General features: G+C 51.5%; 13 protein-coding genes and 1 riboswitch. Of the genes, 12 read left to right on the top strand and 1 reads right to left on the bottom strand.

The genetic code is table 11. The features are described 5' to 3' along the window. Position 1 precedes the first annotated feature (1 nt). Positions 2–1,849, top strand: a complete 1,848-nt coding sequence (locus ACFQ88_RS37715) for a sensor histidine kinase (RefSeq protein ID WP_379462894.1) — start codon at positions 2–4, stop codon at positions 1,847–1,849. Positions 1,850–2,479: 630 nt separating this feature from the next. On the opposite strand, the gene ACFQ88_RS37720 is transcribed toward ACFQ88_RS37715, so the two are convergent. Next, positions 2,480–2,836 (bottom strand): group I truncated hemoglobin, encoded by a 357-nt coding sequence (locus ACFQ88_RS37720; protein ID WP_239631023.1) that lies wholly within the window; start codon positions 2,834–2,836, stop codon positions 2,480–2,482. A 273-nt stretch (positions 2,837–3,109) separates the two neighbouring features. Next, positions 3,110–3,282, top strand: a riboswitch (cyclic di-AMP (ydaO/yuaA leader). 171 nt (positions 3,283–3,453) lie between these two features. On the opposite strand from ACFQ88_RS37720, the gene ACFQ88_RS37725 reads away from it, so the two are divergent. From ACFQ88_RS37725 to ACFQ88_RS37775, 11 genes are all read left to right on the top strand, one after another. Continuing rightward, a complete protein-coding gene (locus ACFQ88_RS37725; protein ID WP_239631024.1) occupies positions 3,454–5,280 on the top strand; it encodes an APC family permease in 1,827 nt (608 codons plus the stop codon). A gap of 198 nt (positions 5,281–5,478) precedes the next feature. Beyond that, the gene (locus ACFQ88_RS37730) at positions 5,479–5,793 is read left to right on the top strand and encodes a metal-sulfur cluster assembly factor (RefSeq protein ID WP_379462897.1); all 315 of its coding nucleotides are present in this window, start codon (positions 5,479–5,481) and stop codon (positions 5,791–5,793) included. A 342-nt stretch (positions 5,794–6,135) separates the two neighbouring features. Further along, a complete protein-coding gene (locus tag ACFQ88_RS37735; RefSeq protein ID WP_379462899.1) occupies positions 6,136–8,433 on the top strand; it encodes a helix-turn-helix domain-containing protein in 2,298 nt (765 codons plus the stop codon). Then, positions 8,420–8,554: a hypothetical protein gene (locus ACFQ88_RS37740; RefSeq protein ID WP_275590446.1), complete on the top strand. Its 135-nt coding sequence runs from the start codon at positions 8,420–8,422 to the stop codon at positions 8,552–8,554. The genes ACFQ88_RS37735 and ACFQ88_RS37740 overlap by 14 nt, the downstream gene beginning before the upstream one ends. A 24-nt stretch (positions 8,555–8,578) precedes the next feature. Next, the gene (locus ACFQ88_RS37745) at positions 8,579–9,550 is read left to right on the top strand and encodes an ABC transporter permease (RefSeq protein ID WP_379462901.1); all 972 of its coding nucleotides are present in this window, start codon (positions 8,579–8,581) and stop codon (positions 9,548–9,550) included. 11 nt (positions 9,551–9,561) lie between these two features. Then, positions 9,562–10,458 (top strand): carbohydrate ABC transporter permease, encoded by an 897-nt coding sequence (locus tag ACFQ88_RS37750; RefSeq protein WP_239631028.1) that lies wholly within the window; start codon positions 9,562–9,564, stop codon positions 10,456–10,458. Between the two features lie 40 nt (positions 10,459–10,498). Next, positions 10,499–12,061: an extracellular solute-binding protein gene (locus ACFQ88_RS37755; protein ID WP_379462903.1), complete on the top strand. Its 1,563-nt coding sequence runs from the start codon at positions 10,499–10,501 to the stop codon at positions 12,059–12,061. Between the two features lie 115 nt (positions 12,062–12,176). Continuing rightward, positions 12,177–13,976: a hypothetical protein gene (locus ACFQ88_RS37760; protein ID WP_379462905.1), complete on the top strand. Its 1,800-nt coding sequence runs from the start codon at positions 12,177–12,179 to the stop codon at positions 13,974–13,976. Between the two features lie 37 nt (positions 13,977–14,013). Beyond that, a complete protein-coding gene (locus tag ACFQ88_RS37765) occupies positions 14,014–15,126 on the top strand; it encodes an oligogalacturonate lyase family protein (protein ID WP_379462907.1) in 1,113 nt (370 codons plus the stop codon). A gap of 237 nt (positions 15,127–15,363) precedes the next feature. After that, entirely contained in the window at positions 15,364–16,362 is a 999-nt protein-coding gene (locus tag ACFQ88_RS37770; RefSeq protein ID WP_239631032.1) for a globin-coupled sensor protein, read from the top strand. Positions 16,363–17,016: 654 nt separating this feature from the next. Next, positions 17,017–18,318 carry an extracellular solute-binding protein gene (locus tag ACFQ88_RS37775; protein WP_379462943.1) on the top strand — a complete coding sequence of 434 codons (1,302 nt, stop codon included), beginning with the start codon at positions 17,017–17,019 and terminating at the stop codon, positions 18,316–18,318. Positions 18,319–18,353 lie beyond the last annotated feature (35 nt).

An 18,353-nucleotide genomic window follows, 5' to 3' on the forward strand; every position in this document is an offset into this window, starting at 1 on the left:
GATGCCGAAGCTAAATAAAGGCACGCCGCAGCGTGCCGCAGTTATCGATAGGCTGGGACGATGCGCCGATAGGCTGAGGTCGGCCTTTTCGTTTTGGCGGAAGTCTTTTAAATGGAAGCTGGTTTCCATTTTTGCCCTTATTGTGTTCGCAAATTTGCTGGTGATCGGCTTTTTCGTCAGCAGGGAAGCGGCGTTCAAAATTCAAGAGGACGATATGAAATTCAGCAGCCTGGTGCTGAAGCAGGCCAATTTGAATTTGGAGCGGTACTTGGGAGAGTATGAGCGATTTCTGCTTACACTCGGCTCGAGCGAGCAGCTGCAGTCATGGAGCAGCTTAAGCGTCGACCGGCAAAAGCAGTCGGTCGTCCCTTTTTATGTATTGGAGAGCGATTTCATCAAGCCCTTCGTCAACTCGCACCCGGAGATGATCTCGGTCGTGCTGTTCCATCAGCTGGGCAACCAGGCCTATATCACGACGGAGCTCGGGATCAAGCCCGGATACCGGATGAGCGACGAACCGTGGTTCCAGAGCATTAACCCGATACAGCGGGCAACGTATATTGCCGAGATTACTTCGGACTACGTCGATACGCAGCTGAACGAGGTACGGCTTCCCGTCATCAGCATAATCAAGCGGGTCGGCTTTAACGGCGCTACCTATATTAAACTCGATATCAAGCCGGATTTGATGCAGAGCATATTGAACGAAATGAATATCGGCAAAAACGGCGTCGGCTTCATTACGAACGGCAGCGGGATGATCGTCGCCCATCCGAAGCGGGAGCTGCTGCAGACGCAGATGGACGCAGATATGCAGCGGCGAATCGGCCAAGCCGACAGCGGCTCGTTCATTCATCCGGGTACGAACGAGATTGTCGTATACCGGTCGATCCATGGGACGGATTGGAAGTCCGTTATCGTCATTCCTTATGTTGAAGTGGCGGGAAGCGTATACGAAATTCGCAATATCATCATGGTGACAGCCGCTATTTGTTTGGCTGCTTCGGGCATTTTCATCGTGCTGGTCTCCACCTCGGTGACCCGGCGAATCAGCGTGCTCAAGCAGCGGATCAAGCAGACAGGGCATGGAAATATCGATGCCCCCATAGAGGTCGAGGGCGAGGATGAGATCTCGGCGCTGGCGCAGTCGTACAACGAGATGCTGTCGGATTTGCAGCAGCATATTAAGCGGCTGGCCGAAGCCCGTCTTGCCGAGCAGCAGGCGGTGCTGTTCTCGCTGCAATCCCAGATCGACTCGCACTTTCTGTACAACACATTGGAAATTATAAACTCCATGGCTACGAAAATTCGCCATAACGACATTGAGCAAATAACGATCTCGCTCGCCCACATGTTCCGTTACACGGCCAATTTCCGGCAAACCGACGTGACGCTGGAGCAGGAAGTCCAGCATTTGAAACGGTATTTGCAAATTATTCAGATCCGGTACGGAGACGCCTTCGCATATACGCTGACCATGGACAACGCATGTAAGGAAGTGCACTGCTTGAAGGTCATTTTGCAGCCCATTGCGGAAAATGCCGTTCGTCACGGCTTCGAGATGAAGGCGAAGCGGCTGAAGCTGACGATACGAATCTTGCGTAATGAGTCGGGATGGGTCGAGGTGTACATAGCCGACGACGGCATGGGCTTCGATCCGGACAGGCTGGCGGAGCTGACGCAGCGGATCGGTCAAGCGGAGGAGCAGAATGCCGATTTTACCCGAATCGGACTGCTCAACATTCAACACAGGCTGAACATGCGCTACAACCGGCCGGACGCCAAATTGGCCATCGGCAATAACCCTGGAGGCGGGGCATTCGTCAGGATGACGTTTCCCGCGGAATAGATGAGCGGCGGAAGCACGAAATGAAGCGAGTAACGGATCTGGTGTCCGATGAACTCGCCATTTCGGGCTTTTTTGCACAAATAACGGAACCAGTGTCCGATCCGTATCAGGAACCCTAGCGTCAAGTATGAATCAGGAACAACCGACGGGACAGGTAATGGAGTAACTGAAGCATAACATACCGAATTACTGCCTAACGTCACGCTGTAAGCATGTGTACCTTGTGCACAACAATCCGTATTACTACCCGGGCTATGACTCTCCGAACGGGACGAGCGATCGGACAGGCAATCCGCTATTTCAATGAAATGCAGCCAAATGGGTACCTTATCGGATACAGATGCGCTTATTGAGCGATATTCTCAATAAAATGGCCCGAAATGAAGCGAATAACGGATCTGGTGTCCGATGAACTCGCCATTTCGGTCTTTTTGCACAAATAACGGAACCAGTGTCCGATCCGAATCTGGAGCTCTAACATCAAGCACGATTTAGGAAAAATCGACGGGACACGTAATGGTGTTGCATACTGTACAACTGCCCAAGCTACGCTCATCCAATTGGACAGCTTCGTTCATCGCGCCTACCACCACCATCCCCACAAGCAGCCATGACATGCTTGCTCCTCGGCTATTTGTACAGAATATCTTCCCGCAGCGATGCTACCTTCTGCAATGCAGCAGTAATATCCTCTTCACCGACACCAAAATGCTCCAGCGCAGCGCGCAAATGTCTAACGATGGCATCGAAGTGGACGGGCTGCAGATTCATCCCCGCGTGAACCTTGGACATAGCTCCGCCGGAATACTGGTTGGGACCGCCCAGCGCATAGCTGATAAACTTCGTTTGATGCTTGCGCTGCTTCTCCATATCCGTATGCTCGAAAAAGTGATTTACAGTGTCGTCCGCCAATACCAAATCGTAAAAATAGTCGACGACTTTCCCAATCGTCTCTTCTCCGCCGAATTTCTCATATAACGTGCTCATGTGCATCCCCTTAAATTAAGTTTCATGATGGATTCACCATTTTAACGTTAGGTTACCCGAAAAGGGGAATGTCATGCAATGATTACCTGCCCTGTCCAAAGTAAAATGCAAGAGAATGAGCGATTTAGTAAGCAGAATGAAGTATTTCCGAGAAAAGAGCGATTTTACTTTCTATCATTAAACCATTTCGCCTATTCTGTTCCCATTGTAGTTTTACAGCCTGAGGCAAAAGGCGTATCATTCATTTTTGTGAAATCCATATATACAGTTTCTATTCTAATATCGCTGAGTTTTCAGAAATGAAGAGCGGGGGAACCAAACAGGTCGAAAGCGGGCTGCAAGCGGCTCTCTTTTTCACTTGGGGTGAATCCAGGAATGCTTCTGGTAGGGCAACTCACCATGCCCGAATCCGTCAGCTAACCTCGTAAGCGTATTGGAGAGTAGAGGGTGAAGCTTGTGTTCTAAATGGAACCGCAGGGCTGCATGCACCTGTGGTTTTTGCTGCTTTTCAAGGGATAGAGAGGCATTAAGGGAACTTATAACCGCTGTCATCTGCCGGGATTTTTGTTTCTGCGAATAGGGTAATCTACTTTTATAAATCACTGGTGGTGAATGCAATGTTTACTTCCTTGAAGAGGTTTTTAATTGGGCGGCCATTAAAATCCAACGAGCTAGGTGAACAAAAGCTTAATAAAACGAAGGCGCTGGCCATTCTTTCCTCCGACGCGCTATCTTCCGTTGCTTATGGTCCGGAACAAATTTTGCTGGTGTTAATTACGGTTGGAGCAACGGCCTTCTGGTACTCGCTTCCTATCGGAATAGGAGTATTGATTCTGCTGGCGGCCCTCATTTTATCTTACAGGCAAATCATTTTTGCATATCCGCATGGCGGCGGAGCGTACGTTGTCTCCAAGGAAAATCTGGGCATGTACCCCGGACTTATCGCCGGAGGCTCCTTGCTCGTAGACTACATTCTAACGGTTGCCGTGAGCGTATCGGCGGGAACGGATGCCATTACGTCAGCGTTTCAAAGCCTTCACACCCACAATGTAGCTATTGCCATTACGTTTGTTATCCTGATTACGATCCTGAACCTGAGAGGCGTAACGGAATCGGCGTCCATCTTAGCGTATCCCGTGTACTTATTTGTCTTTGCGTTATTCATTCTTATCTGCGTGGGGATATTCAAAATTGGGACGGGGCAGGTTCCGCCTGAACTGCATGCTCCGATCGGTACACCGGTGGCGGGGATCAGCCTGTTTTTATTGTTAAGAGCATTCGCATCCGGAAGCTCCGCCTTGACGGGAGTCGAAGCCATTTCAAATGCTATTCCGAACTTCAAGACTCCTGCACCTAATAACGCCGCCAAGACATTAATGGCGATGGGGACGTTACTGGCACTATTATTTTCCGGAATTGTGTATATGGCCTATTACTACGGGATTTCGCCGAGAGAAGAAGTAACGGTGGTTTCCCAAATCGCCGAACAGACCTTTGGCCGCGGCTTCATGTATTTCTTCATCCAGGGAACGACGGCCTTGATACTGATTCTTGCTGCTAACACAGGGTATTCCGCATTTCCTTTGCTTGCGGTGAATCTAGCCAAGGATAAATTTATTCCCAGAATGTTTACGGTCCGGGGAGACCGGCTCGGGTATTCCAACGGGATTATTATGCTGGGCTTCTGTTCCATTATCCTGATCGCCGCCTTTAAAGGGCAGACGGAGCACCTCATTCCGCTTTATGCTGTCGGCGTGTTTATTCCTTTTACATTGTCACAGACGGGGATGGTCGTCAAATGGATCCGGGAAAAGCCCAAAGGCTGGATTTCGAAGCTGATCATTAATACAATCGGTGCGGCGATCAGCTTTATCGTGTCCATGATGTTCTTCTTAACCAAGTTCGCGCAAGTGTGGTCTGTTCTAATCTTTCTGCCATTAATCATTTATTTGTTCCATCGCATTAGAAAGCACTACGAGGCCGTCGGCGACCAGCTAAGACTGTCCACCTGCGAGCCGGTTGTTCCTATAGAAGGAAATGTGTTCATTGTCCCTGTAGCCGGCATCACTCATGTCGTAGAAAATTCCTTAAACTACGTCAAATCTCTTTCGCCCGAGCAGATTATTGCGGTGTATGTACCTTTTGAGCGAGAAGATGAAGTTATTTTTGAGGAAAAATGGGAGAAGTGGCAGCCGGATATCCGATTGGTCACGCTGCATTCCCCTTACCGCAGCATCATTAATCCGTTGACCAAATTTATCGATACCGTTCAGCGCAAAGCGAAAGAATCGAATTACCAGGTTACCGTAGTGATCCCCCAGTTTATTCCCAAGAAAGGCTGGCACAACATCCTGCATAACCAATCGAGCCTGTTGATTCGCGCTCATCTGCTGTTTCGGAGAGACGTTATTATTTCGACGGTTCCATATCATTTAAAGAAATAAACAAGACAAGAGCATTCTCTGCGAAAGGGGATGCTTTTTTGCTGCAAGCGGCAGAATTTTCGGAAAGAAATGGATTGTATTGATCTTCTGTATGAATAAGTAAGGTTTGAACAAAATAAGTAACGAAAATGAACTATCCTGATGCATCGTGTCCATGAATTCCCCTTATGAAACCAATATAGAACGGAGGGTGATCTCTTGAGCAAGGAAGATCTTATCTTAGCAGAGCTGGAAGAGGTTATTGATCCGGAGGTTGGTGTAAATGTAGTCGATCTTGGGCTGATTTATGAGGTAAAGGCAGATCAAGAAGGAACCGCGAGCATTAAGATGACGTTAACGATCCCGGAATGTCCTCTGGCCGATGAGATTGTATCCAATGTGAAGCAAGCGGCTTTAAAAGCAGAGGGGATTCATAAGGTAGACGTTGAGCTAGTTTTTGAACCTAAATGGAGTCCGGCGAAGATGAATGATCTAGCCAAGGAACAGATCCGAGCCCGGCATTCCATGGCTTAAGAGAAGAACGAACCGGCCCGCCTTCGTGCGGGCTGTATTTCATACATAAGTTACAAGAGATCTGAGCAGATCATGGCCTGATCAAAAAGCTATCCATTCCTCTCCGCCAGCAGCGCAGTTCGGGTCCCGGGTCCGGGGCTTGAGCTGCATTTTTATTTTTTCCATGAGCGATGTCGCTTGTTTGCACTATGTGCCTGCCGGATGTGTGGTATGCTTTTGTAAGCAAAGGAAATGATGTCCGTAAACGAAATGATTCATGTATCCGCTTTCAATGAAAAAGGTGAGGGACTCCAAGGACTCCTGACCATCCGGCACCAGCAAAAAAAGGGGAGATCGAGCTTGTTGAAAGGAACCATTTCTGCAAGATTCAAGATGATTTACGGGATCGTATTTCTGCTGATCATTTCTACCACGGCCTGGCTATCGTATCTCAGCTCCAAGGGAAGTCTTGAAGGGCAGCTGAAAAATACGAATATCGCGCTGCTTCACCTGGTTCAGCAAAAAATCGAAATGATCCTCCGCGAAATCGACACGAACACGATCAATTTCATTCAGGAGCCGGAGGTCGCCTTCTTCTTGAACGGGAGGTATGCGAATGACGATTTGCGTTTCAACCACTTTAACGTCCTGAATACGAAGTTCAAGGTGTTAATGAATGCGAACGGCAACATTTCCTCCTTCTACTTGTATTCGCTTCAGAACAAGAGCATGCTGACGGACAATACGTTTGCCGATGAAGCCGATTTTTACGATATGGATTGGCTGCCCGCCTTCAATAATATGCAGCGGTACCACCAGTGGCTGGATGTCCGCAAAATTACTACGGTCAGCTCCGGTCTGCAGCTGGATAAGAACGTCATTTCGCTCGTCCGTCAATTCCCCTTGATCAGCAACCCGCAATTCCGCAAAGGCGCCATTATTGTGAACATCGACGAACGCACCGTGGCAAACCTGATGGAGGATGTCGATAAACAGCGGCTCGGGCAGACGATGGTCATTAACGACCGGGGCATGATCATTTCCTCCAAAGACAAGGACCAGCTGTATAAGCCTCTAAGCAGCATCGAATCGGCCCCCGACTTGGACAAACTGCAGGGAAGCGGGTATATCACCAAGGATATCGGGGACGGCAGCTTTACTACCTTCTATGTGTCCTCGCAATATAACGGCTGGAAATACATAAGCATCGTACCGGACCCGGTCATGAACCGTCCGCTGGAAGTGGTGCGCAACATTCTGTTGTCCTTCGCCGCCGGGATGTTTGTAGTCGCCATCATTCTCGTGTATGCAGTCAGCAGCTATACGTTTCGTCCGCTGGAGCGTTTTTTTCAAGCATTCGCCGGGAAAAAGCTCGGTGCCCACGACGATCTGACGTACCTTGAGAAGTTTTTCAAGCAGATGATGTCCGACAATGAATCGCTGCAAAAGCAAATGCACGAAAGCTTGCCTGCGCTGAAATGGCGGCTGATTATGAGCCTGCTCATGGCCGACAGGACGAATTATAACCGGATGAGAAAATATTTCGACATGCTCGGCATTCATTTCAACGATTCGCGCTTCGTCGTGTTGGTCATGGAACTGGACCGCAAGCAGCATATTGCCTCGCCCCGCGACGTATATTTGTTCACCTATGCGATCAGCAACGTTGCCGAGGAGCTGGTAGCGGGCGTGTGCAGGGGAGTGTCGGTAGAAGTGAACGACGGCGTCGTGGCCGTCATTATGAGCTTCGAGGAGGACGACCCGCAGGGGAATCAGCTTCAGGCGCTGCAAATTGCCGATCTCGTGAGAAACTATGTCGCTGAACATTTCAAGCAGACGGTCACCATCGGCGTAGGGAGCCCGCACCTTCAGCTCGAGGGCATCCACGAATCGTACAAGGAAGCGCAGAACGCGCTGAAATACAAGCTGATCATGGGCGACAATACGGTCATTTCCATCGACGATGTCGCAGGCAATCATAACGATAAATTTTACCGGATTTGGGCTATGAGCGATACGATTGTCGGCTTGATCCGCGACACCGATAAATCGAAGCTGGAGCTCCAGCTCGAAAAGCTGTTCGATGAGACGATCAAGAGCAACGTGCCGCCGGAAATGATCAAGCAAATGTGCATCCAGCTCATTATGAAGTCCATCAAGGCGATATCGGACAAAGGCCTCGATATCAAGCAGTTTCTCGATCCGAAGGAAAATATTTATTTCCGCATCGATTCGTGCGCCAATGTGGAGGATATCCGACACTACATCTCTTCTTTTCTTCAGGAGCTGATCATCCGGACGGAGGAGAGGCGGGAGAGCAGGAGCCCGAACGATACAGTCCATCAAATTATTGACTATTTGGAGCGCAACTATATGGACAGCAACCTGTCGCTCAATCTGATCGCGTCCGACTTTAATCTAAGCGTGCCTTATTTGAGCAAGCTGTTCAAGGAAACGATGGAGATGAACTTCATGGACTACCTGATTCAGATCCGGATGGAAAAATCGAAGCAGCTGCTTCTTGACCCGAGGCTCAAGATCAACGCGATAGCCGAGCAGGTAGGCTATAACAACGCGCAAAGCTTTATACGCATATTCAAAAAGTATACGGGCCAAACGCCCGGAGAATACAGGGAAAACCCGGCAGATGAAAAAAGGTGAATACATTAAATCCGGTGCATGGCGCGTAAACCAAGCCGCAATTAAAAAAAGTGAAGAGCGTAAAAAGAGAATATATCCAAAACGTGCAGGCAGCGTATACGATAGCGGTGAAATCGGCTGAAGCGAAAAGAGGGGAGGTGGAGCTATGAATTCGCAAATCGGCGATGCTGCGGGGCAGACCGGGGTGAAGCAATCGGCGCTGGCCCTGCGGACGAAGGCGGCCTGGAAATACATCAAGCGGGATAAGTACTTATATTTGCTGCTGGTCCCGATTTTGGCCTACTATCTGATCTTCAAGTATGCGCCCATGTTCGGGGAAATCATTGCATTCAAAAACTACCGGTTTGCCGACGGCATCTGGGGCAGCAAGTGGGTCGGGCTGAGGCATTTCGAGAGATTGTTTACGAGCCCGGATTTTTTCAACGTATTGAAAAATACATTGCTGCTTAACGTATACAGCATCGTGTTTGCGTTTCCGGTTCCTATTGTGCTGGCGATTTTACTCAATGAGGTACGGATCGAGTGGTACAAGCGGACGATCCAGAATTTGCTCTATATTCCGCATTTCATCTCCTGGGTCGTGCTGGGAGGGATCGTGATTGCGCTCTTGTCGCCATCGACAGGGATTGTGAACACGGTGATCAAGCTGCTCGGCTTGGAACCGATCTACTTCATGGCAAGCAACTTCTGGTGGCCGATCATGTTCATCTTGTCGGGTATCTGGCAGAGCGCCGGCTGGGGGACGATCTTGTATTTGGCGGCGATGGCGGGTATCGATCCCCAGCTGTACGAGGCGGCCAAAATCGACGGAGCCAGCAAGCTTAGGCGCATTTGGCATGTGACGCTTCCGGGCATTCGCAGCACCATCGCGATTTTGCTGATTTTGCGGGTCGGCCAGATGATGGATGTGGGCTTCGAGCATATTTTTATCCTGCAGAACAAAGCGGTGTATGAAGTATCGAACGTTATCAGCACGTACGTGTACAACGTCGGTCTGGTAGGCTCCCAATACAGCTATACGACCGCGCTCGGGCTGTTTCAATCGGTGATCGGACTGATATTGGTCGTTTCAGTCAACAAAATCATCAAAGCACTTGGCGAAAACGGATTATGGTAGGGGGGAGACGAATGAACGGCGGTTCCACATTGTCATCAAGACTGCTGTATGGTTTGCTGTATGTATTTCTGGCGTTTCTCGCCGTACTGACTCTGTTTCCTTTCGTCAACGTGCTGGCTACGTCCATGAGCGGCTCACGGGCAATCAGCTCCGGGGAAGTGTTCCTGTGGCCGAAGGATGTGACGTTCACCTCGTTTCAAAATTTGATCGAGGACGGACAACTGCTCGTAGCGATGAAAAACACGGTTCTCATTACGGTGGTGGGGACGGCGCTAAATATCGTTTCGACGATTATGGCGGCCTATCCGCTCAGCCGCAGACGGCTGAAGGGACGCAGCTTCATCCTGATGATTATCACCTTCACGATGCTGTTCGGGGGCGGCTTGATTCCGAACTACATTTTGATCAAATCGCTCGGCATTATGAACTCGTATTGGGCGTTATGGCTGCCGGGGCTGCTCAGCACTTACAATTTTTTCGTCATGAAAACATTCTTTGAGAATCTGCCTGCGGAGCTGGAGGAATCGGCATCCATCGACGGCGCGAACGATCTGTACATCATTTGGAAAATCATCCTTCCGCTGTCGCTTCCTATCATCGCGGCGCTGACCTTATTCTACGCCGTAGGCTGGTGGAATTCGTATATGAACGTGCTGATGTACATCACAAGCTCGGGCAAGCAGTCGCTAATGGTGAAGCTGCTGCAAATGATCGACACGACGAGCCAGAGTCTGCTGAACGCCAATGCGACGAACGGCGGCGAAGGGGCGACCATGCAAACGCTGCTGTCTCCGGAAGGCGTGCGGGCTGCGGCGATCATCATCTCGGTCACTCCGATCTTGTGTGTGTATCCGTTCCTGCAAAAATATTTCGTCAAAGGCGTATTGATCGGTTCGCTGAAAGGCTGAGGAATACCTAGTACAGGAAATTGAGGAGGCGGAAAAGTTGATGAAAAAACGCAAGCCTATTGCTGTGCTGCTTGGGATTACTTTAACTACGACGATGATGGCGGCCTGCTCCGGCGGTGAAGAAGGCAAGAGCGGCGACACGAAGAGCAATAACGATAACCAAAAGCTGGAGGTCAGCATCTCGATCCTCGACCGGGGACAGGTGGCAAGCGATGAAGGGACCTATGAGAGCAACCGGGTGACGAAGTACATTAATGAAAAGTCGGGTATCAACGTCAAATGGGTGCCTGTCCTGCGGACGCAGTCGACGCAAAAGCTCAATACGCTGATTGCGGCAGGCGAAGCGCCGGACCTGATGTGGGAATTCGGGCGGGATTACATGTCCACCTTGAAGGATCAGGGGGCGATTCAGCCTATCGACGAATACATCGAGAAATACAGCACCTCCTACAAGGCATATTTGCAAGCGCATCCAGAGCTGAAGCCGTACACGATGTTTGACGGCAAGACGTATATGGCTACCAGCGCACGCGGTATCGACGCCATAGCCAACCATGCAATGTGGATTCGGCAGGATTGGCTGGATAAGCTCGGCTTGAAGATGCCTACGACGATGGATGAGATGATAACCGTCATGCGGGCGTTCAAGGAGAAGGATCCGGACGGCAACGGCAAGGCGGACACGCTGGGCGCGGCATTCAACTTCAACTATACGGGCATCATTCAGGCATTATTTGCTGCGCAAGGCGGAATATGGTATTTGGAGAACGGCAAAATCGTCAAAGGCAACTTTACCGACCGGTATGCCGATGTATTGACAACGTTGAAATTGTTTTTTGAAGAAGGGCTCATCGATAAGGAATACATTACGGATAAAAACTTCCAGAAGGAACGGCAGCTGTTCGTTACAGGCAAAGCCGGCATCTATTTCTCGAGCTGGAACATTCCGTCGGAGTATCGCGAGCTGAAGCAAAATGTGCCTGACGCGAAGCTGGTTCCGTTCGAGCCGGTAGCTACGAAATACGGCAAGTTCGGGTTGTTCCAGGAGCCGCCAGCCAACCGGCTGATTGTATTCAATAAAGATATGAAGGATCCTAAGGCGGCCATCAAGCTGTTGGATTGGCTGATCGACAAAAACTGGTTCGACGTACGCTTCGGCCAGGAAGGGGTTCATTATAAGCTCGTCAACGGAGTGCCGCAAGCGATCGATGCGGAGAAAAACAAGAAGGAAATCGGGTATGCGGGGGAATACGCCGTATTGGATCAATACAGTCCGAAGCCGGAGGATTTCGCCATCATGGCGGCATCGGACGCAATATCGCAGGAATACGCCAAGGTTCAGGGCGAATCGCTGAAGGTAGCGATGAAGAATAAGTTCCGCCGCGACATTCCGTTCAACCCGACATTCCCGGAATTAAGCGAAATCACGACTTCGTTCGCCCCGTTGTCGGAGGAAATCGAGACGAAGGTCATTACGGGCGGAGCGCAGTATACGCCGCAATGGGGAGTGGAGCAGCTTCGCAAGGAGTGGAAGCGTCTAGGCGGAGATAACGTCGACAAGCTCGCCCAGGAATGGTACCAAAAAAATGTGAAAACGAACTAACCAGGAGCGGGAGCGTCCTGACCCGTATTTCTCATCCGGAAAGAGGGAGCAGAGACGCTCTTCAACATGCCTGCTTCATGGCATGAATATTTCATGAGATAAAGGAGCGAATCCCGTGACGATCGATCACCGAATCATGCTGATGAAAGAGCTGGAAAGCTGGCACAAGGACTACAATGCCGAGCTGCATATGGTAAGAAGGCCGTTCAGCTCGCCAGGATATCACACGACGCTGAAGGGAGTGACGCATACGCACCCGACGTTGGCTGCCTGCATCTATGCCTTGGCGCTTCTGGATACCGGCGAGGAAGCCTATGCGGAGCGGGCGTCGGACATTTTGCAGAAGGTGATCGGGCTGCAGGATCAAAACCGCGACCATGCGACCTTCGGCATCTGGTCGTGGTTCATGGAGGAGCCGCTCACGATGATGTCGCCGCCGGATTGGAACTGGGCGGATTTTTGCGGCAAGCGGCTTGTGCTGGCAGAGCAAAGGCACGGCGAGCGGCTGTCGCCTGCGCTGCGCGAGCAGATTCGCAACGCGGTCTATTGCGCGTGCGACGCGATCATCAAGCGCAATGTCGGCCCCGGCTATACGAATATAGCCATCATGGGGGCGTTCGTGACGCTGATAGCCGGAGAAGTCTACGGCGAGGAGCGGTATGTAGACTACGGGCTGGAGCGGCTGCGCAAGTTCAGTGACTACACCCGGGAACTGGGGACGTTCCAGGAGTTCAACAGCCCGACGTATACGGTCGTGGCCATCCAAGAGCTGTCGAGCATTCATACGTCGACGCAGCTGCCCGAGGCGAAGCGGCTCAGCGCCGACATGCTGGATGTGGCTTGGCGCATGATTGCGGAGCATTATCATGCGCCGACCGGCCAATGGTCCGGTCCGCACAGCCGCAGCTACAGTACGGTCATGACCGATTCCGTACGGTCGTTCCTGCAGATGGCATGCGGCGACGCTGTAACACTGCAGCCCGAGGACACCATGACGTACAGTCTGGACTGGTACGGCAACGATATTCAATGCCCGCCGGACTACAGGGCGGCATTCCATGATGGGCGAGGCGGCGAATACCGCCAAGTTATCCATCGGGCTGCCGATGGAAGAGCGGTCAATACCGCCACGACGTACAAGGACGAGCGGGTGAGCCTCGGGACGTTCAGCAAGGATGTCATGTGGAACCAGCGCCGCAACCTGCTGGCTTATGTCCCGAACGGAGATAGCTTCAGCTATATCCACTTGCGGTTTTTGCACGATGGATACGATTATTCATCGACTGTGTTCTCCTGCCGGCAGGAGGGGGCGGATGCCCTGTTCGGCATCGGCTTCTGCACGGACGGCGGGGATACGCATATCGGGCTCGACCCGATAGACGGCACACTCGAGGCAGCCGATCTCCGGCTGCGGTTCGAAATCGGCGGCAGGCTGGAAGGAGTGGAGGCTCGCCTCGCTGAGGAGGCGGGAGCGGTTCGCGTCAGCCTGGACGGCGGGGCGCTTGCGATGCAGGCGGAGGTGCTGTTCGCCGCCTTCGACGGCGAGACGCCGCGATGGGAGATCGCAAGAGACGGGGAAAAACTCAACGTCGATTATGTCGTCTACGCCGGAGAGGCGAAGCAGTTTGATTTCCGCAGCCTGCAGGAGGCGCTGCTGGTGCTTGCCTTCCGGCTGGGCGGCGGAGAAGGCGCAGCCTTGGAGGCGTCGGCCGATCGGATCGCCGCCGGAAGCAGTGCGGTCGGGGAAGCAGTGACGGAGGCTTCGTCCGCGGTTGACGGCAGCGGCACCTTGGCGGAGGAGACGGCCGAAGCGGATGGCCCGCAAGTACACGCAGCTTACCGGACCGCCGGCGGCAGCGTGCTGACGTTGACCTTGCCGCTGAAGCCGGCGGCGAAGCAGCAGATGCTGCGATAGAGCGAGTGGAGCAGCGGGAAGGAGAGCGTAAGAGACTATGGCCAAGGGTACGGTAGTGGAGAACGCATTTCACAGCTTCGAGGATCCTTACACCGGCAGAACGGTAACCCGTCTGACGACGCCGGAGCATATTCAGCATCATCCTTACTTTTATTACAAGATGATCACGAATGACAACCGGTATCTGATCTATGCGAGCGACAGGGACGGACAGCGCAATCTGTACAAGATGGATCTGGAGAGCGGGTTGGCTGTCCAGCTGACGGAAGGAACGGGAGTGCACGATTTCAGCTGCTCGCTCACGAGCGATGACCGGTACTTGATCTACTGCCGGGACCGGCAGATCATCCGCATGGACATGGTGACGCTAGCCGAGGAGCCGTTCTATGAATCGCCGACAGGCTGGGTGCCGAATGCGAATCCGGGATTGAGCTCGGACGACCGCTACCTGGTGCTGGTCGAAACGAACGAGCGGGACGTCGTCCCGAGCCGCGGCGATTGGTCGACCTTCGAGCCGCAATGGGCCGCCAAGCCTCACTGTCGGATCGTCTATGTCGATATCGAGCGGAAGTCCAGCCATGTCGTCCATGAGGAGCCGCATTGCTGGCTGGGCCATCCGCAGCTGCGGCCGGGCGACCCTGACACGGTCCTGTTTTGCCATGAAGGTCCGTGGAACCGGATCGATGCAAGACTGTGGCTTGTGCAGTCCGACGGCTCCAATCTGCGCTGCGCGAAGCTGCAGACGCATGAGGAGCTGATCACCCACGAATATTGGCTCGCCGACGGCTCGCGGTTCGCTTTCGTGTACCGCAGCCAGGATGGCGGGCCTCGCGAAAGCATCCGCTTCATGGATCCGGTAACCTTACACGAGGAAGTGTGGATGGAATGCTCGAAATATTGTCATTTTATCTCCAATCATGACAATACCCGGATTGTTGGAGACGGCCAGCTGAAGGAGGAGCATTTCATCTACCTCGTTGATGTGGGGAAGCGCAGCGAAGAGAAGCTCTGCTCGCACGGCACGAGCTGGCGAAGCTACGGCAATACGCAGGATGCCCATCCGCATCCGGCTTTTTCGCCGGACGGCTCCTTCGTCGTCTTCACCTCCGATATGGCGGGCAAGCCGTGCATTTATCGGGTCATGCTTTAGTAGTGGAGTTGCTTTAACAAAAGGAAGCCCGTAAGGCAGAGATGCCTTCGCGGCTTTCTTCTTTTTTTGCCCTGTGCAAGGGAACAGGCCGAATTAGTAATAGGAAAAAGTACCTATATTATCTCGCCCAGGTTATGCCGATATAACTAGAAACTCTGTTCAGCCGAAGTGCAATGATATTTATCACAGGCTTATAACAGCGTTTTCAAATTCCACAACGAGAAGGTTGCTGTTCTTATGATAAATCTTGGATTATCGCGTCGTAAGCAAATCGATTTTATCGGCATCACGGATAACGATTTGCAGTTATTGAGCAAGCATGAGAAGGAGTTCGGGATCATCGTCAACCGGCTTGTGGATGAATTGTATGCGCAGCTGACGGATAACCCGGAGCTTCTTCAAATTATTGAGCGGCACAGTACGCTGGACCGGTTAAAGGAAACGCAGCGGTGGTATTTCATGTCCATGACCTCAGGGGTGATCGACGAAGCCTTTATCGAGAAGCGGCTCTTTATCGGCAAAGTCCATTCACGTATCGGCTTGACTACGAACTGGTATTTGGGAACCTACGTCCTGTATCTCGATCTTGCTGCAGCCCATTTGGCCGCTGTGATCCCGGACAACTGGATGCCGGTCATTCACGCATTGTCCAAAATGTTCAACCTCGATTCTCAGCTTGTGCTGGAAGCCTATGAAGCGGACGAGAAGGCTAAAATAGAAAGGCTCGTGGATAAGCAAAATCAGCTGCTATCCGGTGTGAGCGCAGCGGTACAAGACCTTGTAGCCATGATGGTGCAGCTTAGCGGCAGCAGTGAATCGGTAGCCGATTCGGCGAGCAAAACAGCCGAGTTCCAGGATCAGACGCACCAGAACGTGATGTATTTGGCCAAAGAGGTCGACTCCATTCACCATGTCGGCGCCATTATGAGGGAAGTGGCGGATCAGACGCATCTGCTCGGTTTGAATGCTGCTATTGAAGCGGCAAGAGCCGGCGAGCACGGGCGCGGCTTCGAGGTTGTGGCGAACGAGGTTCGCAAGCTGGCCCAAAATACAAGAGATTCGCTGGAAACGATCGACGATAAGCTGCAAAACATTCATACAACGCTAAAGAAGGTCCAAAAGGATTCGGAGCAGACGTCCGTCTACTCGCGAAATCAGGTGGAAAGCTCCAAGCAGCTGGCTTCGTTCGTCAAAATGATCGAAAATGTTACGATCGAGCTGGAAAACTTGAAATAATCGTAATCGTAAAGCAGGCGCTGTCCGATGTGACGGTGCCTGTTTTTTGTTTACTTGCAGCGCTTAGTGAAAAGGATTGGAGAAAAGCGGCTAGAGGTATGAGAAAGTATAGACGGTTGTGCACTAACGCAGCAAATAGATACGTGTTAACTGGATAGTTAGAAATCCTATAGCACCGCTAATTAGGAGCTTCTCAAGAACTTTAACCACTTTTTCAGCTACATACTCCGCATCTTTAAATCTGGGTGACTCTTCCCCATATGATCTATTCCTGAAAAAAATTAAGGTAAAAATAATTGATGCTAGGGCAGAGAACACATATTTAGCTAGGGCGTGATCAAAGAAGACTAAAAGGAAATGGAACAGGTTAAGCAACGGATTGTTATCGCTCAATATGAACAAGTTTATCACCCGAGTCGGATTGAAATGAATTCATCACAGATAAATTACATTATTTTACAATTATATCACTGAGCTTATTTCTCGGAAAGATCCTCAGGGAATGCGCTTACCTTAAAAAAGCAAACCTCACTCCTTAATTTCCCGCATTGTTGATATAGAGCGTTTACATCATAATAAGGCTATACAACGAATGAGGGGGAAATGAAGTTGGCCAAATGGAGAAAATCCGTAACTGCCGCATTGGCGGGGACCATGGCACTGAGTCTGGCTGCATGTGCAAGCGGAGGGAACAGCGGCACACCTTCCGGAGGGACTGGAGCAGCGGCGGGGGACACCGGCAAGGATAAGAAGCAGGAAGCCATTACGATTACATTCCAAAATATATACCCTGATGCAACGGATCCCAAAAATAAATTGCTTAAAAAAGTAGTAGCCGACTACATGGCGGCTCATCCGAATATCAAGATCGAGCTGGATTCGCTGAATACCGACCAGCAGAAGCTGAAGCTGAAGACGCAAGCCGCGTCCAAGGAAGTTCCGGACATTACGGTCGTCAACCCGTCGGCGCAGATGAAGCCTTTTGTCGATGCAGGGTTATTTGCCCCGCTCAATGACATGGTCGAGCAGAACGGGCTCAAAGGAACGTTCCAAAGCGGGATTTTGGACAACTACAGCTTCAACAATAATTTGTATGCGCTGCCGGACGGCAATAATATCGGCGTCGTCTTTTATAACAAGGAATTGTTCCAGCAGGGCGGCGTAGAAATTCCTAAGACGTTCGAGGACATGATTGAGGTCGTCAAGAAGCTGAAGGCCAAAGGCATCCAGCCGATGGTTATCGGAGAGAAGGATTCCTGGACCGGATCGTTCCTGTTCATGAACATCCTGCTGCGCACGAACGGCGGACCGAACTTCCTGAAGGATGTCGTCGATAAGAAAAAGACGTTCAACGATCCGGCCTTTACCGAGGCCGTCAGCAAATTCCAGGATCTCGTTCAAGCGGGGGCATTCCAGGAAGGCGCAACATCGTTTGACTACAATGCGGGCGAGAACCTGTTCAAGACGGGTAAAGCTGCGATGTACTATATGGGCTCCTGGGCCAGCGGCGGCATCGAGACTTCGTCGGTAGCAAGCAAAGTAGGCGTGTTCAAGTTCCCGACCGTAGGCGGCAAAGGCAATCCGGACGAATTCATGCTCGCGCCGGGCAGCGCCTTCGCGATTTCGGCGAACAGCAAGCATCTGAAAGAAACGAAGGATTTCCTGAACTATTTCATGCTGAACTTCCCGAAAGTAGCGTTCGAGCTGAAGGGTGCCGTAGGATTGGCTCAAAAAGTGGAAGGCGATTTCAAAGCCGCGGGTTACTCCCAGACCGCCGTGGACATTCTGGAGCTGTTCAAAAGCGTGAAGGGCGGAGATCTGGCCTTCGATAACACGATGAATCCAGGAACGGCTCAAGCACACCTGACCAGCATTCAGAATCTGTTCGTTCAGAAGAAGGATCCGAAGGATGTCGCGAAAGAGCATCAAACCGCTTTTGAGGCAAACAATAAATAAGCCCCGGACTGGGGCGGGAGACGGGGGACTGTTGC

The sequence above is a fragment of the Paenibacillus sp. NPDC056579 genome (assembly GCF_042793215.1).
GTDB lineage: Bacteria > Bacillota > Bacilli > Paenibacillales > NBRC-103111 > Paenibacillus_S.

Coding starts and splice junctions, on each gene's coding strand:
- ACFQ88_RS37715 (WP_379462894.1), top strand. CDS start 2: ATGCCGAAGCTAAATAAAGGCACGCCGCAGCGTGCCGCAGTTATCGAT.
- ACFQ88_RS37720 (WP_239631023.1), bottom strand. CDS start 2,836: ATGAGCACGTTATATGAGAAATTCGGCGGAGAAGAGACGATTGGGAAA.
- ACFQ88_RS37725 (WP_239631024.1), top strand. CDS start 3,454: ATGTTTACTTCCTTGAAGAGGTTTTTAATTGGGCGGCCATTAAAATCC.
- ACFQ88_RS37740 (WP_275590446.1), top strand. CDS start 8,420: ATGAAAAAAGGTGAATACATTAAATCCGGTGCATGGCGCGTAAACCAA.
- ACFQ88_RS37745 (WP_379462901.1), top strand. CDS start 8,579: ATGAATTCGCAAATCGGCGATGCTGCGGGGCAGACCGGGGTGAAGCAA.
- ACFQ88_RS37750 (WP_239631028.1), top strand. CDS start 9,562: ATGAACGGCGGTTCCACATTGTCATCAAGACTGCTGTATGGTTTGCTG.
- ACFQ88_RS37755 (WP_379462903.1), top strand. CDS start 10,499: ATGAAAAAACGCAAGCCTATTGCTGTGCTGCTTGGGATTACTTTAACT.
- ACFQ88_RS37765 (WP_379462907.1), top strand. CDS start 14,014: ATGGCCAAGGGTACGGTAGTGGAGAACGCATTTCACAGCTTCGAGGAT.
- ACFQ88_RS37770 (WP_239631032.1), top strand. CDS start 15,364: ATGATAAATCTTGGATTATCGCGTCGTAAGCAAATCGATTTTATCGGC.
- ACFQ88_RS37775 (WP_379462943.1), top strand. CDS start 17,017: ATGGCACTGAGTCTGGCTGCATGTGCAAGCGGAGGGAACAGCGGCACA.